Annotated in this window: 23 protein-coding genes and 2 tRNA genes; 12 read left to right on the top strand and 13 right to left on the bottom strand. The window is 68.0% G+C overall.

Going from position 1 to position 26,213, the window contains the following annotated elements:
• Positions 1–7 precede the first annotated feature (7 nt).
• Both ntrB and DFP85_RS05080 read right to left on the bottom strand, forming a co-directional pair.
• On the bottom strand, positions 8–865 hold the full coding sequence (gene ntrB, locus DFP85_RS05085; protein WP_133635213.1) for a nitrate ABC transporter permease: 858 nt from the start codon (positions 863–865) through the stop codon (positions 8–10).
• 1 nt (position 866) lies between these two features.
• Entirely contained in the window at positions 867–2,306 is a 1,440-nt protein-coding gene (locus DFP85_RS05080; RefSeq protein WP_133635212.1) for a CmpA/NrtA family ABC transporter substrate-binding protein, read from the bottom strand.
• A 286-nt stretch (positions 2,307–2,592) separates the two neighbouring features.
• Between DFP85_RS05080 and DFP85_RS05075 the strand changes: the two genes are divergently transcribed.
• Positions 2,593–4,515, top strand: a complete 1,923-nt coding sequence (locus DFP85_RS05075) for a sigma 54-interacting transcriptional regulator (RefSeq protein WP_133635211.1) — start codon at positions 2,593–2,595, stop codon at positions 4,513–4,515.
• A 13-nt stretch (positions 4,516–4,528) separates the two neighbouring features.
• Here the strand turns inward: DFP85_RS05075 and DFP85_RS05070 are convergent, their stop codons facing one another.
• The 5 genes from DFP85_RS05070 to DFP85_RS05050 form a co-directional block, all read right to left on the bottom strand.
• Positions 4,529–5,158 carry an ABC-type transport auxiliary lipoprotein family protein gene (locus DFP85_RS05070; RefSeq protein ID WP_133635210.1) on the bottom strand — a complete coding sequence of 210 codons (630 nt, stop codon included), beginning with the start codon at positions 5,156–5,158 and terminating at the stop codon, positions 4,529–4,531.
• A complete protein-coding gene (locus DFP85_RS05065) occupies positions 5,155–6,093 on the bottom strand; it encodes an MlaD family protein (protein WP_133635209.1) in 939 nt (312 codons plus the stop codon). Before DFP85_RS05065 ends, DFP85_RS05070 begins: the two co-directional genes overlap by 4 nt.
• Positions 6,094–6,095: 2 nt before the next feature.
• Positions 6,096–6,905, bottom strand: a complete 810-nt coding sequence (locus DFP85_RS05060) for an ABC transporter ATP-binding protein (protein ID WP_424955078.1) — start codon at positions 6,903–6,905, stop codon at positions 6,096–6,098.
• Positions 6,899–8,023 carry an ABC transporter permease gene (locus DFP85_RS05055; RefSeq protein ID WP_243737205.1) on the bottom strand — a complete coding sequence of 375 codons (1,125 nt, stop codon included), beginning with the start codon at positions 8,021–8,023 and terminating at the stop codon, positions 6,899–6,901. The genes DFP85_RS05060 and DFP85_RS05055 overlap by 7 nt, the downstream gene beginning before the upstream one ends.
• A 65-nt stretch (positions 8,024–8,088) precedes the next feature.
• A complete protein-coding gene (locus DFP85_RS05050) occupies positions 8,089–9,012 on the bottom strand; it encodes an alpha/beta fold hydrolase (protein WP_133635207.1) in 924 nt (307 codons plus the stop codon).
• A gap of 161 nt (positions 9,013–9,173) precedes the next feature.
• Between DFP85_RS05050 and DFP85_RS05045 the strand changes: the two genes are divergently transcribed.
• The 4 genes from DFP85_RS05045 (at position 9,174) to DFP85_RS05030 (ending at position 16,051) form a co-directional block, all read left to right on the top strand.
• Positions 9,174–10,598 carry a TolC family outer membrane protein gene (locus DFP85_RS05045; protein ID WP_133635206.1) on the top strand — a complete coding sequence of 475 codons (1,425 nt, stop codon included), beginning with the start codon at positions 9,174–9,176 and terminating at the stop codon, positions 10,596–10,598.
• Positions 10,599–10,685: 87 nt separating this feature from the next.
• Entirely contained in the window at positions 10,686–11,966 is a 1,281-nt protein-coding gene (locus DFP85_RS05040) for an efflux RND transporter periplasmic adaptor subunit (RefSeq protein WP_133635205.1), read from the top strand.
• Positions 11,963–15,145, top strand: coding sequence for an efflux RND transporter permease subunit (locus DFP85_RS05035; RefSeq protein WP_133635204.1), 3,183 nt, complete (start codon positions 11,963–11,965; stop codon positions 15,143–15,145). The genes DFP85_RS05040 and DFP85_RS05035 overlap by 4 nt, the downstream gene beginning before the upstream one ends.
• Positions 15,146–15,373: 228 nt before the next feature.
• Positions 15,374–16,051, top strand: coding sequence for a hypothetical protein (locus DFP85_RS05030; RefSeq protein WP_133635203.1), 678 nt, complete (start codon positions 15,374–15,376; stop codon positions 16,049–16,051).
• Here DFP85_RS05030 and DFP85_RS05025 read toward each other — a convergent pair.
• Positions 16,043–16,666 carry a TetR family transcriptional regulator gene (locus DFP85_RS05025; RefSeq protein WP_133635202.1) on the bottom strand — a complete coding sequence of 208 codons (624 nt, stop codon included), beginning with the start codon at positions 16,664–16,666 and terminating at the stop codon, positions 16,043–16,045. The two genes, DFP85_RS05030 and DFP85_RS05025, sit on opposite strands and share 9 nt — an antisense overlap.
• 180 nt (positions 16,667–16,846) lie before the next feature.
• Here DFP85_RS05025 and DFP85_RS05020 point away from each other — a divergent pair, with 180 nt between their 5' ends.
• Complete coding sequence (locus tag DFP85_RS05020; RefSeq protein ID WP_133635201.1) at positions 16,847–17,878, top strand: succinylglutamate desuccinylase/aspartoacylase family protein; 1,032 nt, start codon at positions 16,847–16,849, stop codon at positions 17,876–17,878.
• Between the two features lie 65 nt (positions 17,879–17,943).
• On the opposite strand, the gene dusA is transcribed toward DFP85_RS05020, so the two are convergent.
• Together dusA and DFP85_RS05005 are read right to left on the bottom strand one after the other, a co-directional pair.
• Positions 17,944–18,939 carry a tRNA dihydrouridine(20/20a) synthase DusA gene (dusA, locus tag DFP85_RS05010; RefSeq protein ID WP_133635200.1) on the bottom strand — a complete coding sequence of 332 codons (996 nt, stop codon included), beginning with the start codon at positions 18,937–18,939 and terminating at the stop codon, positions 17,944–17,946.
• Positions 18,940–19,144: 205 nt separating this feature from the next.
• Positions 19,145–19,348, bottom strand: a complete 204-nt coding sequence (locus DFP85_RS05005; protein WP_089714596.1) for a cold-shock protein — start codon at positions 19,346–19,348, stop codon at positions 19,145–19,147.
• A gap of 281 nt (positions 19,349–19,629) precedes the next feature.
• Between DFP85_RS05005 and DFP85_RS05000 the strand changes: the two genes are divergently transcribed.
• From DFP85_RS05000 to DFP85_RS04990, 3 genes are all read left to right on the top strand, one after another.
• On the top strand, positions 19,630–19,869 hold the full coding sequence (locus tag DFP85_RS05000; protein ID WP_133635199.1) for a hypothetical protein: 240 nt from the start codon (positions 19,630–19,632) through the stop codon (positions 19,867–19,869).
• 167 nt (positions 19,870–20,036) lie between these two features.
• Positions 20,037–20,360, top strand: coding sequence for a TraR/DksA C4-type zinc finger protein (locus tag DFP85_RS04995; RefSeq protein WP_133635198.1), 324 nt, complete (start codon positions 20,037–20,039; stop codon positions 20,358–20,360).
• Positions 20,361–20,424: 64 nt separating this feature from the next.
• The gene (locus DFP85_RS04990) at positions 20,425–21,018 is read left to right on the top strand and encodes a hypothetical protein (protein ID WP_166644601.1); all 594 of its coding nucleotides are present in this window, start codon (positions 20,425–20,427) and stop codon (positions 21,016–21,018) included.
• Between the two features lie 4 nt (positions 21,019–21,022).
• On the opposite strand, the gene DFP85_RS04985 is transcribed toward DFP85_RS04990, so the two are convergent.
• The gene (locus tag DFP85_RS04985) at positions 21,023–21,610 is read right to left on the bottom strand and encodes a helix-turn-helix domain-containing protein (RefSeq protein WP_133635197.1); all 588 of its coding nucleotides are present in this window, start codon (positions 21,608–21,610) and stop codon (positions 21,023–21,025) included.
• 121 nt (positions 21,611–21,731) lie between these two features.
• A complete protein-coding gene (locus DFP85_RS04980; protein WP_133635196.1) occupies positions 21,732–22,472 on the bottom strand; it encodes an SDR family NAD(P)-dependent oxidoreductase in 741 nt (246 codons plus the stop codon).
• Between the two features lie 159 nt (positions 22,473–22,631).
• Between DFP85_RS04980 and gltX the strand changes: the two genes are divergently transcribed.
• The 3 genes from gltX to DFP85_RS04965 all read left to right on the top strand — a co-directional run bounded on the left by gltX (position 22,632) and on the right by DFP85_RS04965 (position 24,346).
• Positions 22,632–24,113 (top strand): glutamate--tRNA ligase, encoded by a 1,482-nt coding sequence (gltX, locus tag DFP85_RS04975; protein ID WP_133635195.1) that lies wholly within the window; start codon positions 22,632–22,634, stop codon positions 24,111–24,113.
• Between the two features lie 58 nt (positions 24,114–24,171).
• Positions 24,172–24,247: transfer RNA gene (locus tag DFP85_RS04970), tRNA-Ala, on the top strand.
• Between the two features lie 23 nt (positions 24,248–24,270).
• Positions 24,271–24,346 (top strand) — tRNA-Glu (locus DFP85_RS04965).
• 538 nt (positions 24,347–24,884) lie between these two features.
• Here the strand turns inward: DFP85_RS04965 and gltA are convergent.
• Positions 24,885–26,171, bottom strand: coding sequence for a citrate synthase (gltA, locus tag DFP85_RS04960; protein WP_133635194.1), 1,287 nt, complete (start codon positions 26,169–26,171; stop codon positions 24,885–24,887).
• Positions 26,172–26,213: the final 42 nt, after the last annotated feature.

Genomic DNA, 26,213 nt, shown 5'->3' with positions numbered 1-26,213 from the left:
TCCGGGGTTACTCCTCATAGGTCACCAGGCGCGAGACCGTGGCCAGGCACATGTCGAGCAGCATGCCGACCACCCCGATCATCAGGATCGAGAAGATCACGCTGGTCAGGTCCAGGTTGTTCCACTCGTTCCAGACGTAGTAGCCGATGCCGGTGCCGCCGACGAGCATCTCGGCGGCGACGATCACCAGCCAGGCGATGCCGATCGAGATGCGCATGCCGGTGAGGATGGTCGGGGCCGCGGCGGGCAGGATGACCTTGAAGGCGGTCTTCAGCGGCGAGAGCTCATGGGTGCGGGCCACGTTGACCCAGTCCTCGCGCACGCCGGCCACGCCGAAGGCGGTGTTGATCAGCATCGGCCAGATCGAGCAGATGAAGATCACGAAGATCGCCGACGCCTCGGAGTCGCGGATGATGAACAGCGCCAGGGGCATCCAGGCCAGGGGCGAGATCGGTTTCAGCACCTGGATGAAGGGGTTCAGCGCCCGATACATCAGCGGCGACATGCCGATCAGGAAGCCCACCGGGATGGCGACGGCAGCCGCCAGCAGGTAGCCGGTGAGCACCCGGTAGAGGGAGTACCCCAGCTGGATGCCGATGCCCTTGTCGTTGGGACCGGCGTCGTAGAAGGGATTGGAGAGCTCCTGCCAGGCGCGCTCGATGACGTCCGAGGGCGGCGGCACCCGGGCGGTGTCCTCGACGCCGCCCATCAGTTTCTCGTACTCGGTCATCTCGGCGGTGTTGCCACCGCTGGGGACCTGGTTGAGTCCCTCCCAGAGCCCCAGCCCGACGACCAGCAGCACCAGGGCCACCAGGGTGGCCCGCATGTTGAGACTGAGATTCCACTCGGTGGTTGTGCGGTCCATGTCACCCCCTCCCGATCGCGAAGCTCTTCACGTAGGCTTCGGGCTGGGTGTAGTCGAAGGTCTTGCCCATGATCTCGTAGTTGCGGCTGGCCTCGTCCGGGGCGTCGTAGCCCAGCTCCCTCATGACCTTCCCGGCATCGCTCGCCAGGTAGACCTGCTCGGCGATCTGCTGGTAGTTGACGTCGCCCTCGATGTAGCCCCAGCGCTTCATCTGGGTAAGGATCCACACCGCCATCGAGTGCCAGGGGAAGGGGTCGAAGTCGATGCGATCCGGGACCCTCTGGACCCCGCCCAGGCCATCGGCGTAGGTCCCGGTCAGCACCTGCTCGATCACCGTCACCGGCTGGTTCAGGTAGTTGGTCGGGGCGATCGCGGCGGCGATCTCCTTGCGGTTCTCCTGCTTCGACGAGTACTGGGTTGCATCGATGATGGAGCGCAGCAGGGCCCCGTAGGTGTTGGGATTCTCGGTGGCGAACGCCTGGCTGGTGGCGAAGGCGCAGCACGGGTGGCCCTCCCAGATCTCCTTGGTGAGCAGGTGGATGAAGCCGATGCGCTCGTATACGGCGCGCTGGTTGAAGGGGTCTGGCGACAGGAAGCCGTCGATGTTGCCGGCGCGCAGGTTGGCGACCATCTCGGGGGGCGGGATCACCCGGATCTGGATGTCCTGGTCGGGATCGAGGCCGTGCTCGGCCACGTAGTAGCGCAGCAGGAAGTTGTGCATCGAGTACTCGAACGGCACGCCGAAGATGAAGCCCTTCCACTGCTTGGGATCGCGCTTCTCCTTGTGGTCGTTGTGCAGCACGATCGCCTGGCCGTTGATGTTCTCGACGGCCGGCATGATGTAGGGCTCGGGGGTAGAGCCGGCGCCCAGGGTCATGGCCAGGGGCATCGGGGTCAGCATGTGGGCCGCGTCATACTCGCGGTTCAATGACTTGTCGCGGGCCACGGCCCAGCCGGCGGTCTTGATCACCGAGACATCCAGGCCATAGCGCTCATAGAAGCCCATGGGATGCGCCATGATGATCGGGGTCGCACAGGTGATCGGCACGAAGCCGACGTTGAGCCTGGTCTTCTCCAGGGGCCCCATGTCCTCCTTGACCGCCGCCTTGATCGCCTCCATGGGCAGGAAGCTCGCCAGGGCCGCGGCCGCGGTGCCGCCGCCGACCAGCTTCATGAACTGGCGACGATGCATGTCGCTGTGGCCGAAGATGCCGCGCACCAGTGTGCTCTCCACCATGCGGTCCAGCATCGCCTCCTGGTCCTGTGGCGTTGCCCCGGGGGCGGCCGATGCCGCCTCTGGCGAGGCGGGGGAAGGCCGGGAGTTGGAGGTTGGCCGCGCGTCATCGGTGCACGCCTGGCAGTCGCAGTGCCGTCCATGGATCAGCGATTGGCGGTGGTCGAAGGGATTACCCAGACTGTTGTGATCGTTGTTCATGGTCATGTCACGTCGCTCGTGCTGTGGAAGGGGGCTCTTGCGCCAGCGGGGTGCATGCTCGGCGCAGCGCGTGTGGTCTCTCGGAGGATTGCGAAGCGCGTGCCATTACGCCGCTTTATAGGAAAATGCTTTATAGAACAGTGAGTTGTAGGATTCTAAGTGGGGCATGCTCATCCGGGCCGCTCGTGACGAGATCTCGCCAATCACGAGATCTCGTTGAAAGAATGACGATTTTTCGCCATTGGCCCGGCGTTTGTATGTTGAGGAGACATCGCCTGCCGAGGAGCGCCGCATGCCCACTACCGTTGTCGCCACACTGCCGTTGTCCCAACAGGTGTTTGCCCGGGCACCCCAGGCGCTGGTGGTGGTCGACCCCCTGGCCGACCGGCTGGTCTCGGCCAACGAGGCCGCCTGTCGCCTGCTGGGCGGCGAGGCCCCAGCCCTGGTCGCGTGCCCCTTCAGCCATTTCCTGGGGGCCTCCCTGCCGCTGTGGGTCTGCTTCACCGACGAGGCACTGACCCGCTCGACGGCCTGGTCGGATGACCTGGTGATCCTCGACCTCAAGCGTCAGCCTCGCCATGTGGAGGTGCAGGCCCAGGTGCTCGATGCGGGGCTGCTGCTGACCCTGGTCGACCGCCAGAAGGCGGAGCAGCGGCGCGCCCGGGCCGAGCTGCGCCGCCAGCACCGCCGCGGCCAGGTGGGATGGGAGCGTGTCGAGCAGGTCTTCGAGCGTATCGAGCGCCAGAACCAGCTGATCCTCGGGGCGGCGGGTGAGGGCATCTACGGCCTGGACGCCGAAGGGCGCACCACCTTCGTCAACCCCGCGGCCGAGCGCATCCTCGGCTGGAGCAGCGAGGACATGGTCGGCCACGGTGCCCACCAGCTGTTTCACCACACCCAGGCCGACGGCAGCCACTTTCCGGTGCAGCAGTGCCCGATTCATGCCTCGTTCAGCGATGGCCAGGTGCACCGCGTCGATGACGAGGTGTTCTGGCACAAGAACGGCGAGGCGATCCCGGTGGAGTACACCAGCACCCCGATCTTCGAGATGGGGCGCCTGGTGGGCGCGGTGGTGCTGTTTCGCGATATCCGCGAACGCAAGCGGGCCGAACAGCAGCTGCGTGATGCGCTGGCCGAGGTGGGGTCGCTCAAGCGGCGGCTCGAGCTCGAGAACCAGTACCTGCAGGAGGAGATCAAGTCGGAGCTCAACCACCGGGAGATCGTCGGCGAGAGTGCCGCCGTGGCCCAGCTGACCCAGCAGATCGCGCTGGTGGCGTCCACCGATGCCAACGTGCTGATCAGCGGCGAATCGGGCACCGGCAAGGAGCTGATCGCCCGCGCCATCCATGCCGGCGGCACGCGCAGCGATCGTCCGCTGATTCGCGTCAACTGTGCGGCGATTCCCCGCGACCTGTTCGAGAGCGAGTTCTTCGGTCACGTGAAGGGAGCCTTCACCGGGGCGACCAGCGACCGCCCCGGGCGCTTCGAACTGGCCGATGGCGGCACGCTGTTTCTCGACGAGGTGGGCGAGATCCCGCTGGAACTGCAGAGCAAGCTGCTGCGAGTGCTGCAGGACCAGCAGTTCGAGCGCGTGGGCGAGAACCGCACCCGCGAGGTCGATGTGCGGGTGATCGCGGCCACCAACCGCGAGCTGCGCGAGATGGTCGCGGTGGGGGCGTTTCGTGAGGACCTCTACTTCCGACTCAATGTCTTTCCCATCGTCTCGGTGCCGCTGCGGGACAGGATCGAGGACGTGCCCCTGCTGGCGCGGCACTTTCTGGTGCGCGCCTGCCAGAAGTTCAACAAGCCGGGGGTGCGTCTTCCGCCCGCCCAGCTGGAGGTGCTCAAGCGCTATCCCTGGCCGGGCAACATTCGCGAGCTGGAGAACGTGATCGAGCGACAGGTCATCGTTGCCCAGGGGCAGCGGCTGGCCTTCGACGACCTGCTGGCACCCGACGCGGCGGTGCCGGCCACGCCAGAGGGGGAGGGGGCCAGCGTGTCGGGACCCCTGGCGGAGGAGCACGAGGCAACGTTGCTTACCGAGCCTGAGCTGCTCCGCCGTCAGCGCGCGAGTGCGGTGGCGGCCCTGCGCGCCTGCGCGGGCAAGGTGTCGGGTCAGGGCGGGGCCGCCGAGCTCCTGGAGCTCAGGCCGACGACCCTGCGTTCGCGCCTCAAGGCGTGGCGGATCGATCCCCGCGACTACCGGGCATCCTGAGGCCCATGGCCTCTCAGGGCGTGCCGCTGGCCATCCGCGACAGTGTCCACTCGACCAGCTCGACGGCGAGTCGGTCGGCGGCGCGAGCGAAGGCCGCGACCACGGCGTCGAGGCTGTCGCCGTCGCTTGCCACCACGACCTCGAGGCGGCGGCTGGCCAGTACCTCGCGGCTGGCCTCGTCGAGCAGCTGGACCTCTAGGCGCAGCACCACCTCGGGCGCGCCCTCGCGGTAGCGGCTGTGGAAGCCGCCCAGGTGGCTCGTCAGGGTGGCATCGCTGCGTGCCCGGCTGGCGTCGTCTACCACCGCGGCCAGGCGGCCGTCGCGACGCAAGGCCGCGATCAGGTGGTCGCGCAACAGCCGCGGGGCATCGTCGCTCCAGCGTGCCCCGGCATAGGCCTGGAACTCCCCGGGGGAGGGCATGACCAGCAGGCGTCGGCCATCCAGCGGCGCCACGGCGCTGGGGGTGTCGACCCGCAGGGTCAGGTCGCGGCTGGCCTCATGAGACGCTGACAGCGATGGTTCGGGCAGTGTGAAGAGGCGCACCGGCTCCTGGTCGGGAAGCAGGCTGCAGCCCGCGAGCAGCATGGCCATCAGCAGGGTCGGCAGGGCCCTGGCAAGGCGTGGCGGGAAACGCAGGGTCATGGGGTGAACTCCTGGATCGCGTCGCGCCCCAGCAGGGCATCGGCCGGGTTTTCCTCGATGCGGCGCACCAGCCGGTTCAGGGCGCGCAGCGCGGCGTGCAGTTCGCGCATGGCCGGGTCGAGCTCGCCAACACCCTGCAGGCCCCGCGCCAGGGAACCCTCGTGGCGGGCGGTCAGGCCGTCCAGCCGTGCGGTAGTGGCCTCCAGCGACTGCATGGCGCGCCGGGCACTCTGCAGGGTTGCGCGCCCTTCCTCGTCGAGCAGCCCGTTGGCTGTCTCGCCCAGGGTGCTGACGCTCTCGAGAGAGGCCTCGAGCTGCTCGCCGACCTGCCCGAAGCGCGCCATGGCTTCGCCGAGGGCATCGCGCTGGTCGACCAGCGACCGAGAGACGACCTCCAGGTTGCCCAGGGTGCGCGTCAGGCTCTCGGCGTTCTCCTCGGAGAGCAGCCGGTTGGCGTTGGTCAGCAACCGGTCCACCTGGGCGAAGAGCTCCTCGCTGTTGGAGAGCAGCGAGCTCAGCGGCGAGGGCTCGGCCTGGATCAGCGGGGGATCCGCGCGGTTGCCCTGCAGGCGCGGGCTCCGGGGCGTGCCGCCGGAGAGCTGGATGTTCATGGTCCCGGTGATGTTGGCCAGCGCAAGGCTGGCGCGGGTGTCCTGCTTGATCGGGACATCGCTGTAGACGCGGATCAGCGCCCGGACCTGGCGCGGGTCCCGGGGGTCGAGGCGCAGCCTGACCACGTCCCCGACCTCGATGCCGCTGTACTGGACCGCATTGCCCTCGGAGAGCCCGCTGACCGCCCGGTTGAAGCCGACCTCGTACCAGTCGTAGTCGCGGTCGACGCTGGACTTGCCGAGCCACAGGGCGAACAGCAGCGCGCTGCCCAGGGTGATCACCGTGAACAGCCCGATCAGCACATGGTGGGCGCGGGGTTCCATTGTCAGGGCTCCTCCACCGGGTGGGCCGCCTCATGGGCGGCGCGGCCTCGGGGGCCATGGAAATAGTCGTGAATCCAGTCGTCGTCAGTGGCCGCGACGACGTCGAGGCGGTCGGCGACCAGCACCCTGCCACGCGACAGCACGGCCACCCGGTCGCAGGCGGTATAGAGGGTGTCCAGGTCGTGGGTGACCAGGAAGACGCTCAGCCCCAGGGCGTCGCGCAGGGTCAGGATCAGTCGATCGAAGGCCGCCGCGCCGATCGGGTCCAGGCCTGCCGTCGGCTCGTCGAGGAACAGCACCTCCGGGTCGAGCGCCAGGGCGCGCGCCAGGGCTGCCCGCTTGATCATGCCACCGGAGAGCTCGGCGGGATACTTGATCGCGGCCTCCCCGGGCAGGCCGGCGAGCGCCAGCTTGACCCGGGCCAGGGCCTCTGCGTCGGTACGGGAGAGGCCGATGTGTTCGATCAGCGGCAGGGCGACGTTCTCCTGCAGGGTCAGCGAGGTGAAGAGTGCTCCGCGCTGGAAGAGCACCCCAAAGCGACGCTCCACGCGGGAGCGGTCCCCGGCCGAGAGGCCGAGCAGGTCCTCGCCGAACACCTCGATCTGCCCGGCGCTGGGCCGCAGCAGACCGACGATGCTGCGCAGCAGGACCGACTTGCCGGTGCCCGAGCCGCCGACCACGCCGAGGATCTCCCCCGGGTAGAGGTCGAGGTCCAGCTCCTGGTGGACGCTGTGCGCTCCGAAGCGGTTGGCCAGCCCGCGGACCCGGATCAGCGGCGTGTCGTCCCTCGAGGCCCGTGTCGCGCTCACCAGCCCATCTCCATGAAGAACAGCGCCGCCACCGCATCCAGCAGGATCACCACGAAGATCGACTGCACCACGCTCGAGGTGGTGTGCTCGCCCACCGACTGGGCGCTGCCGCTGACCTTGAAGCCCTCCAGGCAGCCGATCACCGCGACCAGGAAGGCGAAAATTGGCGCCTTGGAGAGGCCCACCAGGAAGTGCTCGAGCGGGATGTCGCGCTGCAGGATGGCGACGAACTGGAAGAGCGAGATGTCCAGCGCCAGCAGGCAGACCAGGGCGCCGCCGAGCATGCCGCTGAGCATGCCCACGAAGGTGAGGATCGGCAGCGTCAGCATCATTGCCAGCACCCGCGGCAGCACCAGCAGCTCGATGGGGTCGAGGCCGAGGGTGCGCACGGCATCGAGCTCCTCGTTGGCCTTCATGGCGCCGAGCTGCGCAGTGAAGGCGCTGGCGGTGCGGCCGGCGAGCAGGATGGCGGCGAGCAGCACGCCGAACTCGCGCAGGAAGGCGAAGGCGACCAGGTTGACCGTATAGATGGTGGCGCCGAAGTCGCGCAGCACCGTGGCGCCGAGGAAAGCCACCACGGCGCCTACCAGGAAGGTCAGCAGGGCGACGATGGGCAGCGCGTTGAGGCCCGTCTGGTGCAACTGGGCGACCACCGAGGTGAGGCGCCAGCGGCTCGGCCGCCAGGCGGTGACGGCGAGGGTTGCGAGCACCTGGCCGATGAAGCCGAGCAGCTGGCGCTGCTGCTGCCAGAGCCCCTCGACGAGCTGGCCGGTCCGCGCCAGGGTATCCCGCAGCGGCCGGACGGGGCGCACTTCGGGCGGCCGGTTGTCGGCCATGGCCTCGCCCAGGGTGCGCAGCAGGGCACGGCGGCTCTCCGGCAGGTCAGGGGCCCAGTCGTCGATGGCGGCGAGGGGCCCGGCGCCGACCAGCTCCATCAGCAGCACGGCGCCGGCGGTATCCAGGGCGGCGAGCCCATCGAGGTCGACCCCTTCGGGGGAGGGCTCGCGGGCCTTCGCCAGGCGCTCGACCTGACGCTTCAGGGCCGCGTAGTGCACCAGGGTCCAGTCCCCGGCGATGGCCAGGCGGCCGTCCTGCTGGTCGATGTGGCCCGGCTCGGTCATGGGCAATGGCATCTCGGGTGCGTCATGGTGGCCGATGGTATCAGCCCGCGTGCCTTTACATTAGCTCAACCTGCGCCGGCCCCCTTCAGCCAGCGCAGCCCCCGCTGCCACCAGGCCAGGGCGCCGCCGACGGCGCCCGGCAGCACGCGGCGGCGGGGCCGGTCGAGGAAGTCGGCGATGGGGCGGACCTGGCTTCTCCGGTCGAGCATCGGGGCGTGCCCGCAGCCGGGCGCCTCGAGGCTGACCAGGCCGGGTTGCGCCTCGGCCATGCGGGTCACGCTCTCGGCCTTGAGCAGCGGCGAATCCGCGCCACGCACGACCATCAGCGGGCAGCGGATCGCCGCCCAGTCGGCCCAGGTGTCGCGGGGGGTGTCGTGGACGAATTGCTCGCCGATGCGTGGATCGTAGTGGTAGGTCCAGCTGCCGTCCGGCAGGCGCCGGGCGCTGCCCAGGGCGAGGCGTCGCCAGGCATCGTCGCCCTCGATGCCGAAGCCCGTGTAGTGACGCCTGAGCTCGGCCTCGAGCTCGCCGAAGCGGCAGAAGCGGTGGGGCGCCCCGAAGTAGCTGGCCAGGCTCGCCAGGCCCTCGGGGTCGAGTTCCGGGCCCACGTCGTTGAGCACCAGCCGCTCGATGCGCGATGCCGTCTCGGGCTCGGCGGCCATCAGCATGCCGATCAGCCCGCCCATGGAGGTGCCCACCCAGGGCACCTGCGCGAGCTCGAAGTGGTCGAGCACCGCCACTGCTACCTTCATGTAGTGGGCGTAGAGGTAGTCGTGGGCGGGGTAGAGCGACCAGCTCGACAGGCCGCGTCCTGGCGTGTCCGGGGCCAGGACCCGCCAGCCGGGGCCCAGCACGCGGGCGAAGTCCTCGAAGTCCCCGCCGTGGCGGGCCAGGCCGTGCCAGGCGATGACGGTGCGCGGTGCCTCGGGGTGCCAGATGCGCACGGCGACCTCCAGCTCCCTCACCCTGACGAGTTCCAGAGCGTCCATGGGCGTTCTCCCTCAGTGGGCTATGCTGCATGGCAGCATAGCCGAATTTCCCGGGAGTTTCGGCAAGGATCCACATTTCCCGCCGGCACGGCAGTGGATTCGGCAACGAAACATGCGAAAATGTATGTAAAGCTATTTGTAAAGAAACCGAGGATGACCCGATGACCCGTCACCGCACCCTTCGTCGTGCCCTGCTGCCGGCACTGATCGCGTCGGCCTTCGCCGCGCCCCTGCAGGCGGCCGACCTGTTGACCATCACCCGGGACGCGCTGGAGAACAATGCCGAGCTGGCCTCGGCCCGGTCACAGACCGGCAGCGTCGAGGCGGGGCGGGACGTGGAGCGCGGCGACCTGCTGCCTCAGGTCAGTGCATCGGGCAACGTATCGCATAACCGCCAGTATGAGTCCCAGACAGGCGGCTTTACGCCAAGAAGGGCGGGAGGGGAGAACTACAACAGTGCCGCCCTGACGCTGGATGCCACCCAGGCGCTGTTCGATGCCGTCAACTCGCGCGAGGTCGAGCAGGCCGAGCGCCAGATCGACCAGCAGACCTACCAGCTGGCCGCCACCGAGCAGCAGGTGCTGATCGACGTCTCCTCGGCCTACTTCGAGATCCTGCGCGCCTATGAGGTGCTGGAGGCGCGGCGCGCCCAGGAGCGGGCCATCGGCCGCCAGCTGGAGCAGGCCCGGGAGCAGTTCGAGGTGGGGCTGATCGCAATCACCGAGGTGGAGGAGGCCAAGGCGGCCTTCGACCAGGCCCGGGCGGTCCGCATCGCCGCCGAAAGCGACCTGCAGGTGCGCTTCGAGGTCCTGGAGCGCTTGACCGGACAGCGCTACTCCAGCATCGATGCCCTGGAGGAAGAGGTGCCCATCCAGCCGCCCAGCCCGGACGATCGCAGCCACTGGGTGCAGCTGGCCATGGAGAACAACCCCCTGGTGCTGGCCAGCGAGGCCGGCGTCGAGGTCTCGCGCAGCAGTGTCGAGATCGCCCGTGGTGAGCGCCTGCCGACGCTCAACGCCTTCGCCCTCTACAACTATTCCACTGACGACCGCGAAGACCTGGAGGGGTACACCTCAGGCAGCCAGGTCGGCCTGCGCGCCACCCTGCCGCTCTATACCGGTGGCCGTACCCAGGCGAGCATCCGCCAGAACACCTACCGGCTGGAGGCCAGCCAGTACGACTTCGAGGCCCAGCGCCGCGATACCGTCCAGCAGGTCCGGTCACGCTTCACCCAGGTCAGCAACGACGTTTCCACCGTGGAGGCCCGCGCCCAGGCCATCGTCTCCAACCAGAGCGCCCTGGACGCCACCCGCGCCGGCTACGAGGTGGGCACCCGCAACATCGTCGACGTGCTCAACGCCGAACAGAACCTCTACAACGCCGTCGCCGACCATGCCAGCGCCCGCTACGACTACGTGATCAACCTGCTCAGCCTGCGCCAGCAGTCGGGGACCCTGGACGTGCCGGCCGTGGAGGAGGTCAACGCCTGGCTGGACGGCGGCAGCGTCTCCTTCACCCTGCCGGAAGAGAGCGAGAGTTACGACGGGGCCATGGAGATCGGCGAGCCGCCGCGTCCCCGCGAATGATGTTTAGCGGCCTAATATTTACATCCATACATGCATGGATGTAAGATTCGTTCATCTCTGACGACGCCAACGGGAACGACCGACACCATGAAAAAGCTCTTCCGACACGGCCGGACGACCCTGCTCGTCCTGGCCGCGGGCCTGTTGCTGGCCGCCTGTGGCCAGGACGACGCCCCCCAGCAGGCCGCCGGCAACCAGGAGCGGCCGCCGCACCCGGTGGAAGTGACGGCGATCGCCCGTCAGGACATTCCCCTGGAGAAGTCCTACCCGTCGCTGCTTCGCAGCGACAACGAGGTCACCCTGGTGGCCCGCGTCACCGGCTTCCTCGAGCAGCGCCACTTCGAGCCCGGCCAGCTGGTGGAGCAGGGGCAGAAGCTCTACACCATCGAGCCGGACCTCTACCAGGCCGCGGTCAACCAGCGCGAGGCGGACCTGCAGAGCGCCCGTGCCGAGCTCGCCCGGGCCCAGCGCGATGCCGACCGCTTCGAGCGGCTGCTGAGCCAGAACTCGGTGAGCCGCCAGCAGTATGACCAGGCGCGGGCCGAGCTGGGCGTCGCCCAGGCCGGCGTCGCCCAGGCCGAGGCGGCACTCGCCAGCGCGCGAATCGACCTGGGCTATGCCGAGGTCACCGCGCCCGTCTCCGGGATGATCAGCTTGAGCCGGGTCAACGTCGGCAACCTGGTGAGCAGCGGCACCGAGCTCGCCACCATCACCCCGCTGGATCCCCTGGAGGTGCGCTTCCAGCTGCCCCAGCGCGACGCCTTCGAGCTGCGCCGCCAGGTGGGCGAGCAGTCCGTCGAGGCGATCACCGCCGTGCTGCGCGTGCCCGGCACGGACGGGGCCGAGGGCCCGACCCTGGAGGGGCGCCTCGACTTCCTGGGCTCCCGGGTGGAGGAGGCCACCAGTACCGTCCAGGCCAGCGCCACCTTCGCCAACCCGGAGGGCCGCGTGCTGCCCGGCCAGTTCGTGCGGGTCAGCCTGGAGGGGCTCAAGCGCTATGACGTGCTGGCGGTGCCCGAGATCGCCATCGGCCAGGGGCTGATGGGCCCCCAGGTGTTCGTGCTCGACGAGGAGAGCGTGGCTCGGGCCCGCACCGTGGAACTGGGCGAGGTGGCCGGTCCCTGGCAGATCATCCGCGGCGGCCTGGAGGTCGGCGAGCAGGTGGTGGTCGGCGACCCCTCCGGCATCGAGCCGGGCACGGCCATCGACCCCCAGCCCTTCGATGGCGAAGCCGGCGAGATCGTCGAGGAGGTCGAGCAGGCCGAGTCCGAGGCCGAGCAGGAAGCCGTCGAGGAGATGCAGCAGGAAGCCGGTTCACCGCCTGCCGGTGAGCAGGACGGCGAGGCGGACGAGGACGACGCCTCATGAGCTTCTCCAACTTCTTCATCAAGCGGCCGATCTTCGCCACGGTGCTGGCGATCATCCTGACGCTGATCGGGGTGATGAGCATGCGGGTGCTGCCGGTCGAGCAGTATCCCAGCGTGGTGCCGCCCACCGTCTCGGTGCAGGCCCAGTTCCCCGGCGCCGATGCCGAGACGGTGGCGCAGACGGTGGCCGCCCCCCTGGCCGAGGCGATCAATGGCGTCGAGGACATGCTCTACATGACCTCGACCAGCGCCGACAACGGCACCATGAGCCTCAACGTGGCCTTCAACATCGGCACCGACGGCGACATCAACACCATCAACGTCAACAACCGCGTGCAGGGGGCGCTGTCGCAGCTGCCCGAGGCGGTGCAGGCCCAGGGCGTGCAGGTGGAACTGCGTTCCAGCTCGATCCTGATGCTGGTGGCGCTGATCTCGCCGGAGGGTGACTACAACCGCACCTACATGCAGAACTACGCCACCCTCAATATCCTCGACGAGCTGCGCCAGGTCCCCGGCGTCGGCAATGCCGAGGTGCTGGGCGGCGGCGAGTTCGCCATGCGCATCTGGATGGACCCGGACAAGCTGGCGCAGTATGACCTGACTCCCACCGAGGTGGCCGCGGCCATCCGCGCCCAGAACACCGAGGTGCCGGCGGGCAACCTGGCAGCCACGCCGCAGAGCGAGCCGCGGGCCTTCAGCTACACCATCACCGCGGGCGGACGGCTCAGCGACGTCGACGACTTCCGCGAGATCTTCCTGCGCACCAACCCGGATGGCTCCTCGCTGCGCCTGCAGGACGTGGCGCGCATCGAGCTGGGTGCCTCCTTCTACGGCGTGGATGCCCGTCTGAACGGCGCCGCCATGTCGCCGATCATCATCAACCAGCAGCCCGGGGCCAACGCCCTGGAGACGGCCGAGGCGGTCAAGGCCACCATGGCCGAGCTGGAGGGGCGCTTCCCGCCCGGCCTCGAGCAGGTGGTGCCCTACGACACCACCCTGTTCATCGATGCCTCCGTCAACACCGTGACCAAGGTGTTCATCGAGGCCTTCCTGATCGTCGGCGTGATCCTGTTCATCTTCCTGCAGAACTGGCGCTTCACGGTGATCGCCATGTCGGTGGTGCCGGTCTCGGTGCTGGCCACCTTCGCCGGCTTCTACATGTTCGGCTTCTCCATCAACCTGTTGACGCTGTTCGCCCTGGTGCTCTCCATCGGCATCGTGGTGGACGACGCCATCCTGGTGGTGGAGAACGTCGAGCGGGTGCTCAGCGAGGACGAGGAGATCACCGTCACCCAGGCCACCATCCGCGCCATGAAGGAGGTGGGCGGCCCGGTCATCGCCACCTCGCTGATCATGGCCGCGGTCTTCGTGCCGGTGGCCTTCCTGGGCGGCTTCACCGGCCAGATCTACCAGCAGTTCGCGCTGACCGTGGCGATCTCTGTAGCCTTCTCGGCGCTGATGGCGCTGACCTTCACCCCGGCCCTGTCGGCGATCTTCATCAAGCACAAGGCGCCGATGGGCGAGTCGAAGCTGATGCGGGCGATCCACACCCCGCTGCGCCTCTTCGATCGCCTCTTCGCCGCCATCACCGCCGTCTACATGTGGGTGGTCAAGGTGCTGGTGCGCTTCTGGGGGCTGGCGCTGCTGCTCACCGGCCTGGTGATCGGCGGCTCCTGGTGGCTCTACCAGACCACGCCCTCGACCCTGGTGCCGGAGACCGACCAGGGCATCGTGCTGGCCAGCGTGCAGCTGCCGGATTCCGCCTCCCTGGCGCGCACCCAGGACTACATGGGCGAGCTGAGCTCACGCATCGAGGAGATCCCGGGGGTCAGCTACGTGGCGGCGGTCGCCGGTTACGACATCCTCTCCAGCGCGGTGAACACCGCGCGGGGTGTGATGTTCATCAACATGGCGCCCTGGGCGGAGCGCGAGCTCACCGCCGAGGGGCTGGTGGGGCAGGTGATGCAACTGGGCGCCCAGATCCCCGGCGGCTCGGCCATGGCCTTCAACATGCCGCCGATCATGGGGCTCTCCACCACCGGCGGCTTCACCGGCTACCTGCAGTCCTTCGAGGGTGCCTCCCCCCAGGAGCTCTTCCAGGCCTCGGTGCAGGTGATGCAGGCGGCGGGCGAGCATCCGGCCCTGCAGCGGGTATTCACCACCTTCAACGTCAACGTGCCGGGCTACCGGGCCGAGATCGACCAGCAGAAGGCGCTCAGCTACGGCGTGGCGCTCCAGGACCTCAACGCCACCCTGTCGAACACCTTCGGCAACGGCTTCGTCAACTACTTCAGCTACCAGAACCGCAACTTCCAGGTCTACCTGCAGAACGAGGACGAGTTCCGCCGGACCCCGGACGACATCAGCAGCGTCTACGTGCGCGGCGGCAACGGCGAGCGGATCCCGCTCTCGGAGTTCGTGACCCTCGAGCGCCAGGCCAAGCCGGCGGTGGTGTCGCGCTTCGGGGTCTACCTGGGCGCCCAGTTCCAGGGCGGCCCGGCACCGGGCTACAGCTCCGGCCAGGCGGTCGCCGCCATGGAGGAGATCGTCCAGGAGACCCTGGGCGATGACTGGGGCATGGGCTGGACCGGCACCGCCTACCAGGAGACCCAGATGGGCAGCACCGCCACCCTGGCCATCGTCTTCGGCCTGCTGATGGTGTTCCTGATCCTGGCGGCCCAGTACGAGAGCTGGTCGCTGCCGCTGGCGGTGCTCACCGCGACCCCGTTCGCCTTCCTCGGCGGCATCGGCGGCATCGTGCTGCGCGGGCTGGATACCAGCGTCTACGTGGAGATCGGCATGCTGGTGGTGGTGGGGCTGGCGGCCAAGAACGCCATCCTGATCGTCGAGTTCGCCGAGCTGCAGCGCAAGGAGCAGGGCAAGACGATCCGCGAGGCGGCCATCACCGCGGCCCAGCTGCGCTTCCGGCCCATCGTGATGACCTCGCTGGCGTTCATCTTCGGCACCCTGCCGCTGGCGCTTGCCACCGGGGCGAGCGACACCAGCAGCCACCATATCGGCACCACGGTGGCGGTGGGCATGGCCACGGTGGCGGTGCTGGGCAGCTTCTTCGTGCCGAGCTTCTACGCCATGATCGCGGCGGTCTCCGACTGGCTGCGGCGCAGGGTGCTGGGGGGTGGCGCAGAGCATCGCCGGACGGCAGGCGCCGACCAGCCGTGAGACCCGGGGCCAGCACCTGGCGCTGGCCCACGACCGGCTCAACACAGCCGGCACGCCACAGAAGGGGCGCCCCCACCGGGGCGCCCCTTTCCTTATCAAGGGCCGGCCGTGACGCTTGCGGGCGGTCCATGACCCACATCAGGGATATGTTGTCCAATCCCTTGCCCCGATGGTCTACGCTGAGGCAAGAGACTCATTCGTTGGCTAAGTAATGCCGGGAGGTGCCCTATGGAAACCGTACGCCAGATTGCCCTGAGCTTCCCGGTGGTGGTGTTCAGCGCGCTGCTGGCCCTCGCCGCCCTCTACTGGCTGCTGGTGGCCTTGCGCCTGGCGCCGGTGGAGTGCTTCGAGCACGACAGCCTCAAGGGCGACCACCTGGCCAGCACCCTGGTGGCGCTGGGCTTCGCCGGGGTGCCGGCCTCCTTCGCGTTGACGGTGCTGCTGGTGCTGGCGGGGGCCATCACCCTGGGGGTAGAACTCGCCGTGTTGCGCTGGCTGCCGCTGGGGCTGTTCCGCATCCCGGTCGGGGTGGCGCTGCTGTGGGGGGCCTTCGCGCTCGCCTCGCCGCTGGCCGCAGGACTGTGCCATGGCCTGCATCGTTGGTTTCATCGCCATGCCCCGCAGCAGCGGCGCTGCCTGCTTGGCGAGAAGGTGGAGGTGAGGGGCGAGGCGGATGCCGATGGCTGGGCCGCGGCGGTGCTGGTCGACGACCCGGCCTGGCAGGTGCGTCTGCACGGCAAGCCCGGCAACCTGCCGCGGGTCGGCGAGCGTCGGGTGCTGGTCAAGTACGTCGCCGGGGAAGACGCCTACCGCAGCGTGCCGGAGGTCGAGTATCGCGAGGCACGGTCCCACCTCAGCCGGCTGCGCTTGCACCAGCGACGGGGCGGCGCCGAGGCCTCATCCTGACGCCGGGGCGCGCATCAGCTCCAGCTGGGTGTCCAGCAGCAGGGTGCCGCGCTCGAGGATCGAGAACCGCTCGTGGTTGCGCAGCCAGTCGTGGAAGAGCCCGCCGAGCATCGCCTGCAGCAGCTCGCCGGCCACCCCGGGGTCGAGCCCCGGGCGCAGGTGGCCCAGGCGCGCCGCGCAGCCGCAATAGTCGATCAGCGCCCCGCAGGCCTCCTCGGCCATCTCGTTCTGCATGGCCAGCGGGTCGATGTCGCCGAAGACCTCGCAGTGATGGATGAGGATGGCATGCACGCGCCGGTAGCGGGGCTGCTCGAGGCGCTCGAAGCCCTTGAGGCAGGCCAGGCGGATCGCCTCGAGGGGACGCTCGGTGACGCTGGGGTCGCCGATCTCCTCCACCAGTTCCTGGAAGGGCATGCGCACGCGCTGCAGCATGGCCTGGAAGAGGTCGGCCTTGTTGCGGAAGTGCCAGTAGATGGCGCCGCGGGTCATGTCGGCATGACGGGCGATCTGTTCCAGGGAGGTGCGTGCCACGCCCTTCTCGAGGAAGACCTCCTCGGCGGCGTCCAGCAGGGCTTCCCGGGTAGCGGCGGCCTCGGCCTTGGTGCGTCTGGCCATGTTAAGCGGGCTCTCCAGCGTTCTGGTGATGGGCTTATTCTACCCGAGTCGCCTCGCCATTTACATACACCATTGTATGGATAGCGGCATGCCCATCACGCCGGTCGGGCTCGTCATCGATGCGGCAGAGGCGTATAAGGAAGCCATGAAAAACACCGTTTCATGACGCAAGGAGCGCCCATGGCCCGTGCCCCCTTCGAACTCGCCGGTACCCGCGTGGCGGCGGGCTCACGGACCCAGATCGACGTGCCGGTGGCGCGCCTCTATACCCATGCCCCGCTCTACATTCCCGTGGAGGTGGTGCATGGTCGCCAGTCCGGGCCGGTGCTGCTGGTCTGCGGCGGGATCCACGGTGACGAGATCAACGGTGTGGAGATCGTGCGCCGCCTGCTGCGCTCGAAGCAGCTCCAGGGGCTTCGCGGCACCCTGATCGCCGTGCCCATCGTCAACGTCTTCGGCTTCGTGCAGCACAGCCGCTACCTGCCGGACCGCCGCGACCTCAACCGTTGCTTCCCGGGCAGCGAGTCGGGCTCGCTGGGCGGGCGAGTGGCGGCGCTGTTCCGCGAGCAGATCGTCGACCACGCCACCCACATCATCGACCTGCACACCGGCGCCATCCATCGCACCAACCTGCCGCAGATCCGCGCCCAGCTGACGCCCGGGGGCGAGACCGAGCGCATGGCCAACGCCTTCGGGGCGCCGGTGATCCTCAACGCCGAGCTGCGAGAGGGCAGCCTGCGCCACTACGCGCAGAACCGCGGCATCCCGGTGCTGACCTATGAGGCCGGGGAGGCGCTGCGCTTCGACCAGTGGGCGATCACCCCCGGGGTGCGGGGCGTGCTGCGGGTGATGCGCCGGCTGGGGATGCTGGCCGGGGAGCATCGCCGCCGCCCGGTGCCGGCCGCGGAGGTGGCCAATGGTTCGGGCTGGGCGCGGGCGCCCATCGACGGCATCCTGCGCCCCCAGGTGCGGCTCGGGGCCCGGGTGGCCCGGGGCGAGCTGCTGGGGCGCGTGGCTGACCCCTTCGGCAACGCCGAGGGCGAGGTACGCTCGGTGGCCGATGGCATCGTGATCGGCATGAGCCGGCTGCCGCTGGCCAACGAGGGCGAGGCGCTCTTCCATATCGCCCGCTTCGACGCCATCGAGGAGGCCGAGAGCGCCATCGAGGACTTTCACTCCAGCCTGGAGCCGCCCCCCGACGCGCTCTACTGAGCCGCGCCCGAAACGCACACGGCGCCGAGAAATCGGCGCCGTGTGCGTTTTGATATCCTTCGGCCTCAGGCCACGGCGGCGGCCTCGCGTTCGGGGACCAGGCGCAGGGCGTCATCGAAGACCGTCAGGCCCGCGCCCTCGCGGTGGGCGTGCTCGGAGAGGTGGCGGCGGAACTTGCGCCCCCCCGGCTGGCCCTGGAAGAGCCCCAGCAGGTGGCGGGTGACGTGATTGAGCTTGGCGCCTTCCTCGAGGCGGCGGGCAATATAGGGGCGCAGCGCGCGGGCCGCCGCGTGGCGGCTCTCGGCCGGGCCCGCCACGCCGTAGAGGCCCGCGTCGACGCCGGCCAGCAGCCAGGGGTTCTGGTAGGCCTCGCGGCCGACCATCACGCTGTCCACGAGATCGAGCTGTTCCCGGCAGGCATCGAGGGTCTTCAGGCCGCCGTTGATGCCGATATGCAGCTCGGGATGGCTCGCCTTGAGCCGATGGACGCGACCGTAGTTGAGCGGCGGGATATCGCGGTTCTCCTTGGGGGAGAGCCCCTCGAGCCACGCCTTGCGCGCGTGCACGATGAAGGTGTCGCAGCCGGCCTGCGCCACCGTGGCGATGAAGCGCTCGAGGTCGGCGTCCTCGTCCTGGTCGTCGATGCCGATGCGGCACTTCACCGTCACCGGGATGGACACCGCCTCGCGCATGGCGCGCACGGCGGCGGCCACCTTCTCCGGGTGGCCCATCAGGCAGGCGCCGATGAGGTTGTTCTGCACCCGGTCGCTGGGGCAGCCGACGTTGAGGTTGACCTCGTCATAGCCCCACGCCTCGGCGATGGCCGCGCACTCGGCGAGTTCACCGGCGTCGCTGCCGCCCAGCTGCAGGGCGAGCGGATGCTCGACGTCGTCATGGCCCAGGAACCGGCTGCGCGGGCTGCCGTGCAGGATGGCGCCGGTGGTCACCATCTCGGTATAGAGCAGGGCGCGCCGGGTCAGGGTCCGGGCGAACGCGCGGTAGTCGCGGGTCGTCCAGTCCATCATGGGGGCCACGGAGAAGGTACGGTCGAGCTGGGGCATCGGCATCACGGGGGTGTCGGTCGGGAAGGCGGCTATTCTACCAGTGCCGGTCAATTTCTGGCCAATGCTGGCAGGGTGATAGGCCCGCGAGCCTTGCCGTCCCTGGCTGATGCGGGAAAACCGGACACGCGGAAACACCAAGGCCCGCATCGGCGGGCCTTGGTGCTCGGCGTCTTACGACGCGATAGGTCTGTCTGATCGGCGATCAGATGACTTCGATGTTCGAAGCCTGCAGGCCTTTCTTGCCCTGAACCACATCGAAGGAGACCTGCTGGCCGTCCTGGAGGGACTTGAAGCCGTCTGCCTTGATTTCGGAGAAGTGGGCGAAGAGGTCATCGCCACCGTCGGTCGGGGTGATGAAGCCGAAGCCTTTTGCGTCGTTGAACCACTTGACTGTGCCAGTAGACATGTTGTGTCTCCTTTCGCGCTATGCGCTCTTTACGAATTACCGGGTATTGCCCCGAGTGCTAGTGGGTCAAACAAGGGGATATAACCAGACAACCGAAAGGATTCGACTACTACTGACAATATGCATCTTGCTTACCAACTGCGCACACAGTGTCACGGTTGGCGGCCGGCGTCAATGCCTTGTATGGCATCGCCCTCATCCCGACATGGCAGGAGGGGAAGGCCGCCTGGCGTTCCTCGTCCATACTGACCGACATCCATCCCCAACAGGAGAAGCAGACCATGAGCGGCGATCTCACCGAACACCAGATGGAGCTGCTGGCCCGCGTGCTCCAGCACGGCGGGGCGCTGTCCTCGCCCTTTGGCCACCCGGGCGAGGACAGCCTGCTGGAGGAGGTGCTGGAGGACATCGACACCCTGGAGGCCAGGGGGCTGCTCAACGTCGACCGCACGCGGGGCCGCGACGAGCCCGAGCGCATCAGCCTGACCCCGGAGGGCTATGACGCCCTGGGCATGGCCTGAGCGCTGGTCCAGCGCCACGGGAATGCCCCGGCGCGCATCGCGGGCTCGCTGCGGCATGGGAGCGACGGCGTGATCTCCATCACCGTGGGGCAGGGAGCGATGTGCTATCTAGAAGGAAGCAGGGTGGTGTCCATTCGTCACTGCCGGCCATCACAGGAGGCGACGTCATGGCGGATCGGAAGCAGGAACTGGAAGCGTTGCGCGACGAGCTGGTCGACCGGTTCGACCGCTACAAGGCCCACAAGGAGCAGCGGGGCGGTCCGCTGGACAAGGACATGGAGGACCAGTCCATCGAGCTGCAGAACGATGACGTGATCGAGGCCCTGCAGCAGGAGGCCGAGGACGAGCTTCGCCAGGTGATGCATGCGCTCAAGCGTATCGGCGACGGCGAGGGCGAGCGTTGCGAGGAGTGTGGCGAGCACATCGACGCCCGCCGGCTGGCGGCCTTGCCCTACACCACGCTCTGCCGCGACTGTGCCGAGCTGCGCTGAGCGCAGGCGCCGTGGCTGGAAATGATGGTAGTCTGGCCTCTCATCGACGTGGTGGGAGGCGTGCATGACGGCGTGGTATCGAGCAATGGGGGCCAGCCTGCTGCTGGTGTGGCTGGCCGGCTGCAGCGGTGGCGAGGAGGAGGCGGCGTCCGAGCCCGAGGAGACGACCACTGCCGCCGAGACCCGCGAATCCCCGCCGGAGGCGACGCCCGAGGCCCCCGAGGTGCCACCCTTCGACCAGCCGGTGCTGATCGACCTCTCCTCCCGCCTGGGCAGCGACCGGCGCCTGACGGTGGAGGGTAAGACCAACCTGCCCGAGGCGACCCGTCTGCAGGTCATCGTGGAGCGCGAACTCAGCGGGGTGCGCTGGCGCGAGCGCGTGTCGGTGGAGGAGGGCGGCTTCGTGGCCGGCCCCTTCGGTCCCGGCAGCGGGCTACCCGATGGCGGCTATCGCGTCACCGTCGACGTTCAGGAGGGCAGCGTGCAGCCGCGCGCGGTGCGTGACCGCCTCGGCGAGGAGAACGAGCATCTCAGCGGTCCCCTGGTCCAGCAGTCACGCCATGGCCTGGGACAGGTAGCCAGCTATAGCCAGCGCTTCCTGGTGGGCAGCGAGACGCGCCGTACCCTCGATCACGTCGAGGTACAGGAAGTGGAATGATCCCTCAGAGCGGCTGGACGCGCCAGTGGGCCACCAGCTTGCCGATCAGGCGGCAGGCCGGGGTCCAGGGCATGGCCTCGTCGCTGCTCTCGCGATGGAACAGCAACTCCCCGGTGGGGCCCTGCTCGACCCGGCGGATGGCCAGGGTGCCGTCGTCGTCGATGAGGTAAAGCCCGGGCTGACGGAAGATGTCACTGGGGGCGATGGCGACCAGGTCCCCGGCGGCGAGGAAGTCGAAGCGTTCCCCCGGGGCGGGGGTGACCAGGTGGCAGTCGCCGTCCCAGCGCTGGCCGGGCACCATCTCGATCGGCAGGTCGATGCCCTTCTGGCGGCCGTCCTGCCAGGGCAGGGGCGGGCGGCTGCGCAGGTAGAGCGGTGCGGCCTGGGTGCCCGTTTCCTCGAGCAGCCGCGACAGCGGGCAGTTCAGGGCCTGGGCCAGGGCCACCAGCCGCTCGTGGCCGATCTGCCGGATGGCACCGGATTCCCAGTAGGAGATGGTCACATCGGACACCCCGACCCGGCGTGCCAGGGCCGCCTTGTTGAGCTTGGCCTCCAGCCGAAGTTCCTTGATCCGAGGGCCGAGTGTATCCATTGCAGCGTCCTGTGGGAAAAGAGGTTGGGCGATCTTCTGCGATCGATTCCTGGCGTGCAAGAACACGCATCAACGTTAATTCTGCCCTAATCCCGGCCGGGCCGGCCTGCGTCATGCAGGGTCACCACGCCACGGGATCGCCGGCCCAGTCGAGGAAGGCCCCGCTCTGCTCGGGGCCGCAATCGTCCAGTACCGCCAGCAGCCGCTCGGCCACGAACCCTGCCGTGAACAGCTTGTCCGCCGGGACCCGCGCCTGGAAGGGTTTCGACAGCGCGGTATCGGTGGTGCCGGGGTGCAGGCAGGCGACGCAGATCCGGGGGTTGAGGCGGCGCAGCTCCACCGCCGCGGTCTTCATCAGCATGTTGTGGGCGGCCTTGCTGGCCCGGTAGGCGTACCAGCCGCCCAGCCGGTTGTCGCCGATGGAGCCGACCCGGGCCGAGAGGCTCGCGACCAGCGCCGGATGGCGTCCCTTGAGGCCGGGCTGCAGGGCCTTGAGCAGCAGTGCCGGGGTGACCGCATTGACATGGTAGAGCCGGCTCATGGCCTCGGCGTCCAGGTCGTCGAGCTTCTTCTCGGGGCCGATGCCGAGCCGCTCGTCGTGCAGCATGCCGATGGCATTGAACACCAGGTGCAGCGGGGTGGCGTCCAGGGCCTGCGTCAGGGCCGCGAGGCCCTCCGGCTCGCTGACGTCCAGGGCGAGGGATTCGAAGCGCGGGTCGGGGTGCGAGCGACCGGCGCGGCTGACGCCGACCACCCTGCCGGGGCGGTCGCTTTCCAGCAGGATATCGACCAGGGCGCGGCCGATGCCGCCGGAGGCGCCGGTGACCAGGGCCGTGAAGCCGTCGGGGAGTCGCGAGAGCATGGGGATCCTTGCGTCGGGATTTCGGGCTCAAGCATGGACCGCGCGGCGGGGGAATGATTCCCGGCCACGGCTGCCCGGCGCCGGCCAGGTGCGTATAATGCGGGGCATTCGCCCGCCCGGCAGGGCAAGCCCCACACCATCGACAGGACCAAGGACGACATGACCGTACGTACTCGTATCGCGCCGTCACCCACCGGCGACCCCCATGTGGGCACCGCCTATATCGCCCTGTTCAACCTCTGCTTCGCCCGCCAGCACGGCGGCCAGTTCATCCTGCGCATCGAGGACACCGACCGGGTGCGCTCGACCCCCGAGTCCGAGCAGATGATCCTCGATTCGCTGCGCTGGCTGGGGCTGGAGTGGGACGAGGGCCCCGATGTGGGTGGCCCCCATGGCCCCTATCGCCAGAGCGAGCGCGGTGACATCTACGGGGAGTACGCCCGCCAGCTGGTCGAGGCCGGACATGCCTTCAGGTGTTACCGCACCAGCGAGGAGCTCGACGAGCTGCGCGAGGCGCGCAAGGCAGCCGGCATGCACCTGGCCCTCAAGCCTTCCGACCTCGCCCTGCCCGACGAGGAGCAGGCGCGTCGCGAGAAGGAGGGCTGGCCTTACGTGGTGCGCATGAAGGTGCCCGCCACCGGCCGCTGCGTGATCGACGACATGCTGCGCGGCGTGATCGAGGTCGACTGGGCCCAGGTGGATGCCCAGATCCTGCTCAAGTCGGACGGCATGCCGACCTACCACCTGGCCAACGTGGTGGACGACCACCTGATGGGCATCACCCATGTGCTGCGCGGCGAGGAGTGGATCAACTCGGCGCCCAAGCACCAGCTGCTCTACGAGTACCTGGGCTGGGAGATGCCGCAGCTCTGCCACATGCCGCTGCTGCGCAATCCTGACAAGTCCAAGCTCTCCAAGCGCAAGAACCCGACCTCCATCAACTACTACCGGCGCATGGGCTTCCTGCCCCAGGCGGTGATCAACTACCTGGGGCGCATGGGCTGGTCGATGCCCGACGAGCGCGAGAAGTTCAGCCTCGACGAGATGATGAGCCACTTCGATGTCCAGCGCGTGTCGCTGGGCGGGCCGGTGTTCGACCTGGAGAAACTGACCTGGCTCAACGGCGTTTACATCCGCGAGGAGCTCGACGACAGGGCCTTCCTCAAGGCGCTGATGGAGTGGGCCTTCAACGAGGAGTATGTCAGCCAGATCCTGCCTCAGGTGCGCCCGCGGGTGGAGACGCTCTCCCAGGTGGTGCCCCTGGCGGGCCACTTCTTCTCGGGTCTGCCGGCCATCGAGGAGGAGAGCTTCGACGAGGTCAAGCTCTCCCGCGAGGAGCTGCTCAAGCTGCTGCAGTTCCTGGTGTGGCGCTTCGAGGGCGTACCGGCCTGGCACAAGGCGGCGCTGCTCGAGGAGGTCAAGACGCTGGCCGGCCACTTCGAGCTGAAGATGAAGGCCTTCCTGGCCCCGGTGTTCATCGCCATCACCGGCTCCAGCTCGAGCACCTCGGTGATGGATGCCATGGCGATCCTGGGTTCCGACATGACCCGGGCGCGCCTGCGCCACGCCATCGAGGTGCTGGGCGGCGTCTCCAAGAAGCAGGCCAAGCGCTTCGAGAAGGAATTCCGCGAGCTCGCGTGATTTCCTGTTGACGAAGGCGGGGCTTATCAGTAACATACGCCCCGTCCTCAAGAGATACGGGGCCTTAGCTCAGCTGGGAGAGCGCGACACTGGCAGTGTCGAGGTCAGCGGTTCGATCCCGCTAGGCTCCACCACCATCTCGCCTCGAGGATGCTGCGTCCCATTCGTCTAGTGGTCCAGGACACCGCCCTTTCACGGCGGTAACAGGGGTTCGAACCCCCTATGGGACGCCACCTTCTACCGCTCTACCTTCCTCATGCTTTTTCATTATCAGCCGGCCAGTTCGCTTGCCTGGCGCTTCGTATCGTCCGCATGGCCCGCTACTGCGACCCTGGTATCCGGGGCGATATCGGCTTGACAATCCCCTTGACTTGTCCACTTTCCCCCACCTCTCGGGTCGACCTGTGCACAGTCTCGCCCCGAACCCGCATGGTTGCTGGCCTCCCAATTTATTCCTTTAATTTCAGTAACTTAATATAGGTCAAAAATTGACCAATCTGAGCCGGCCCCGCTTCTCATGGCGATTCTGCGACCTTTTCGAGAGGTTTTGAACAGGTTTATCCACAGAATGTGTGGAAAACGGTTGGCGCCGGACGGGAGGGCGTTTCCGTAATAAAGTCAACCTGAATAGAGGGCGATTCTAGTGCTTCGGTACTAATTCACTGATGGGCCGCCAAGGGGCCGCCGGGCGGCCTCCGTGGCCCCCAACGCGGAAGGCCGCCCGTGGGCGGCCTTCCTGGTGGTGCCGGCGGGGTGCGCCGCCGTGACAGCTTACTTGGCCGGGTAGTCGCGCTGAGCGTGACCGGTGTAGAGCTGGCGCGGACGACCGATCTTGTAGCTGTCGCTGAGCATCTCGTGCCAGTGGGAGATCCAGCCGATGGTGCGGGAGACGGCGAAGATCACCGTGAACATGTTCTTGGGGATGCCCATGGCCTTGAGGATGATGCCGGAGTAGAAGTCGACGTTCGGGTAGAGCTTGCGCTCGATGAAGTACTCGTCCTCCAGGGCGATCTGCTCCAGGCGCTTGGCGATCTTCAGCTGCGGGTCGTCGGCGAGGCCCAGTTCGGCCAGCACCTCGTCGCAGGTCTCCTTCATCACCTTGGCACGCGGGTCGAAGTTGCGGTAGACGCGATGGCCGAAGCCCATCAGCTTGAACGGGTCATCCTTGTCCTTGGCCTTGTCGACGAAGCGCTGGATGTTCTCCTCGGAGTCGTCGCCGATCTCGTCGAGCATGTTCAGCACCGCCTCGTTGGCGCCGCCGTGGGCCGGGCCCCACAGGGCCGCAATGCCGGCGCTGATGCAGGCGAAGGGGTTGGCGCCGGTGGAGCCCGCCAGGCGCACCGTGGAGGTGGAGGCGTTCTGCTCATGGTCCGCGTGCAGCATGAAGATGCGGTCCATGGCCTTGGCGTAGACCGGGTTGATCCGGTACTCCTCGCAGGGATTGCTGAACATCATGTAGAGGAAGTTCTCTGCATAGTTCAGGTCATTGCGCGGGTAGTTGAACGGCTGGCCGATGTTGTACTTGTAGGACATCGCGGCGATGGTCGGCATCTTGGCGATCAGGCGGATGGCGCTGATCTCGCGGTCCTCCTGCACGGTGATGTCCAGGTGATCGTGATAGAAGGCGGCCAGGCCACCGACCACGCCGCACAGGATGGACATCGGGTGGGCGTCGCGGCGGAAGCCCTTGAAGAAGTTGTTGATCTGGTCGTGGACCATGGTGTGGTTGCTGATCCGCGACTCGAAGTCGGCGTACTGAGCGTCGTCGGGCAGCTCGCCGAACATCAGCAGGTAGCAGAGCTCGACGAAGTTGGACTCCTTCGCCAGCTGGTCGATCGGGTAGCCGCGGTGCAGCAGCACCCCCTTGCCGCCGTCGATATAGGTGATTGCCGACTGGCAGGAGGAGGTCGCCATGAAGCCGGGGTCGTAGGTGAAGAGGCCTTCGGCGCCGAGGCCGCGGACGTCGATGACGTCGGGGCCCAGGGTGCCGGAGTAGATCGGCAGGTCGATCGGCTTTTCCAGACCGTCTACCGTCAATGTCGCTTTCCTGTCAGCCATGCTGGCCTCCTCTCGAGTTCATGGTGGGACGATAAGTCGTTA

The sequence above is a fragment of the Halomonas ventosae genome, assembly GCF_004363555.1.
GTDB lineage: Bacteria > Pseudomonadota > Gammaproteobacteria > Pseudomonadales > Halomonadaceae > Halomonas > Halomonas ventosae.
Note: the sequence above shows the minus strand (reverse complement) of the source record. Positions and strands in the feature narration are given on the sequence as shown.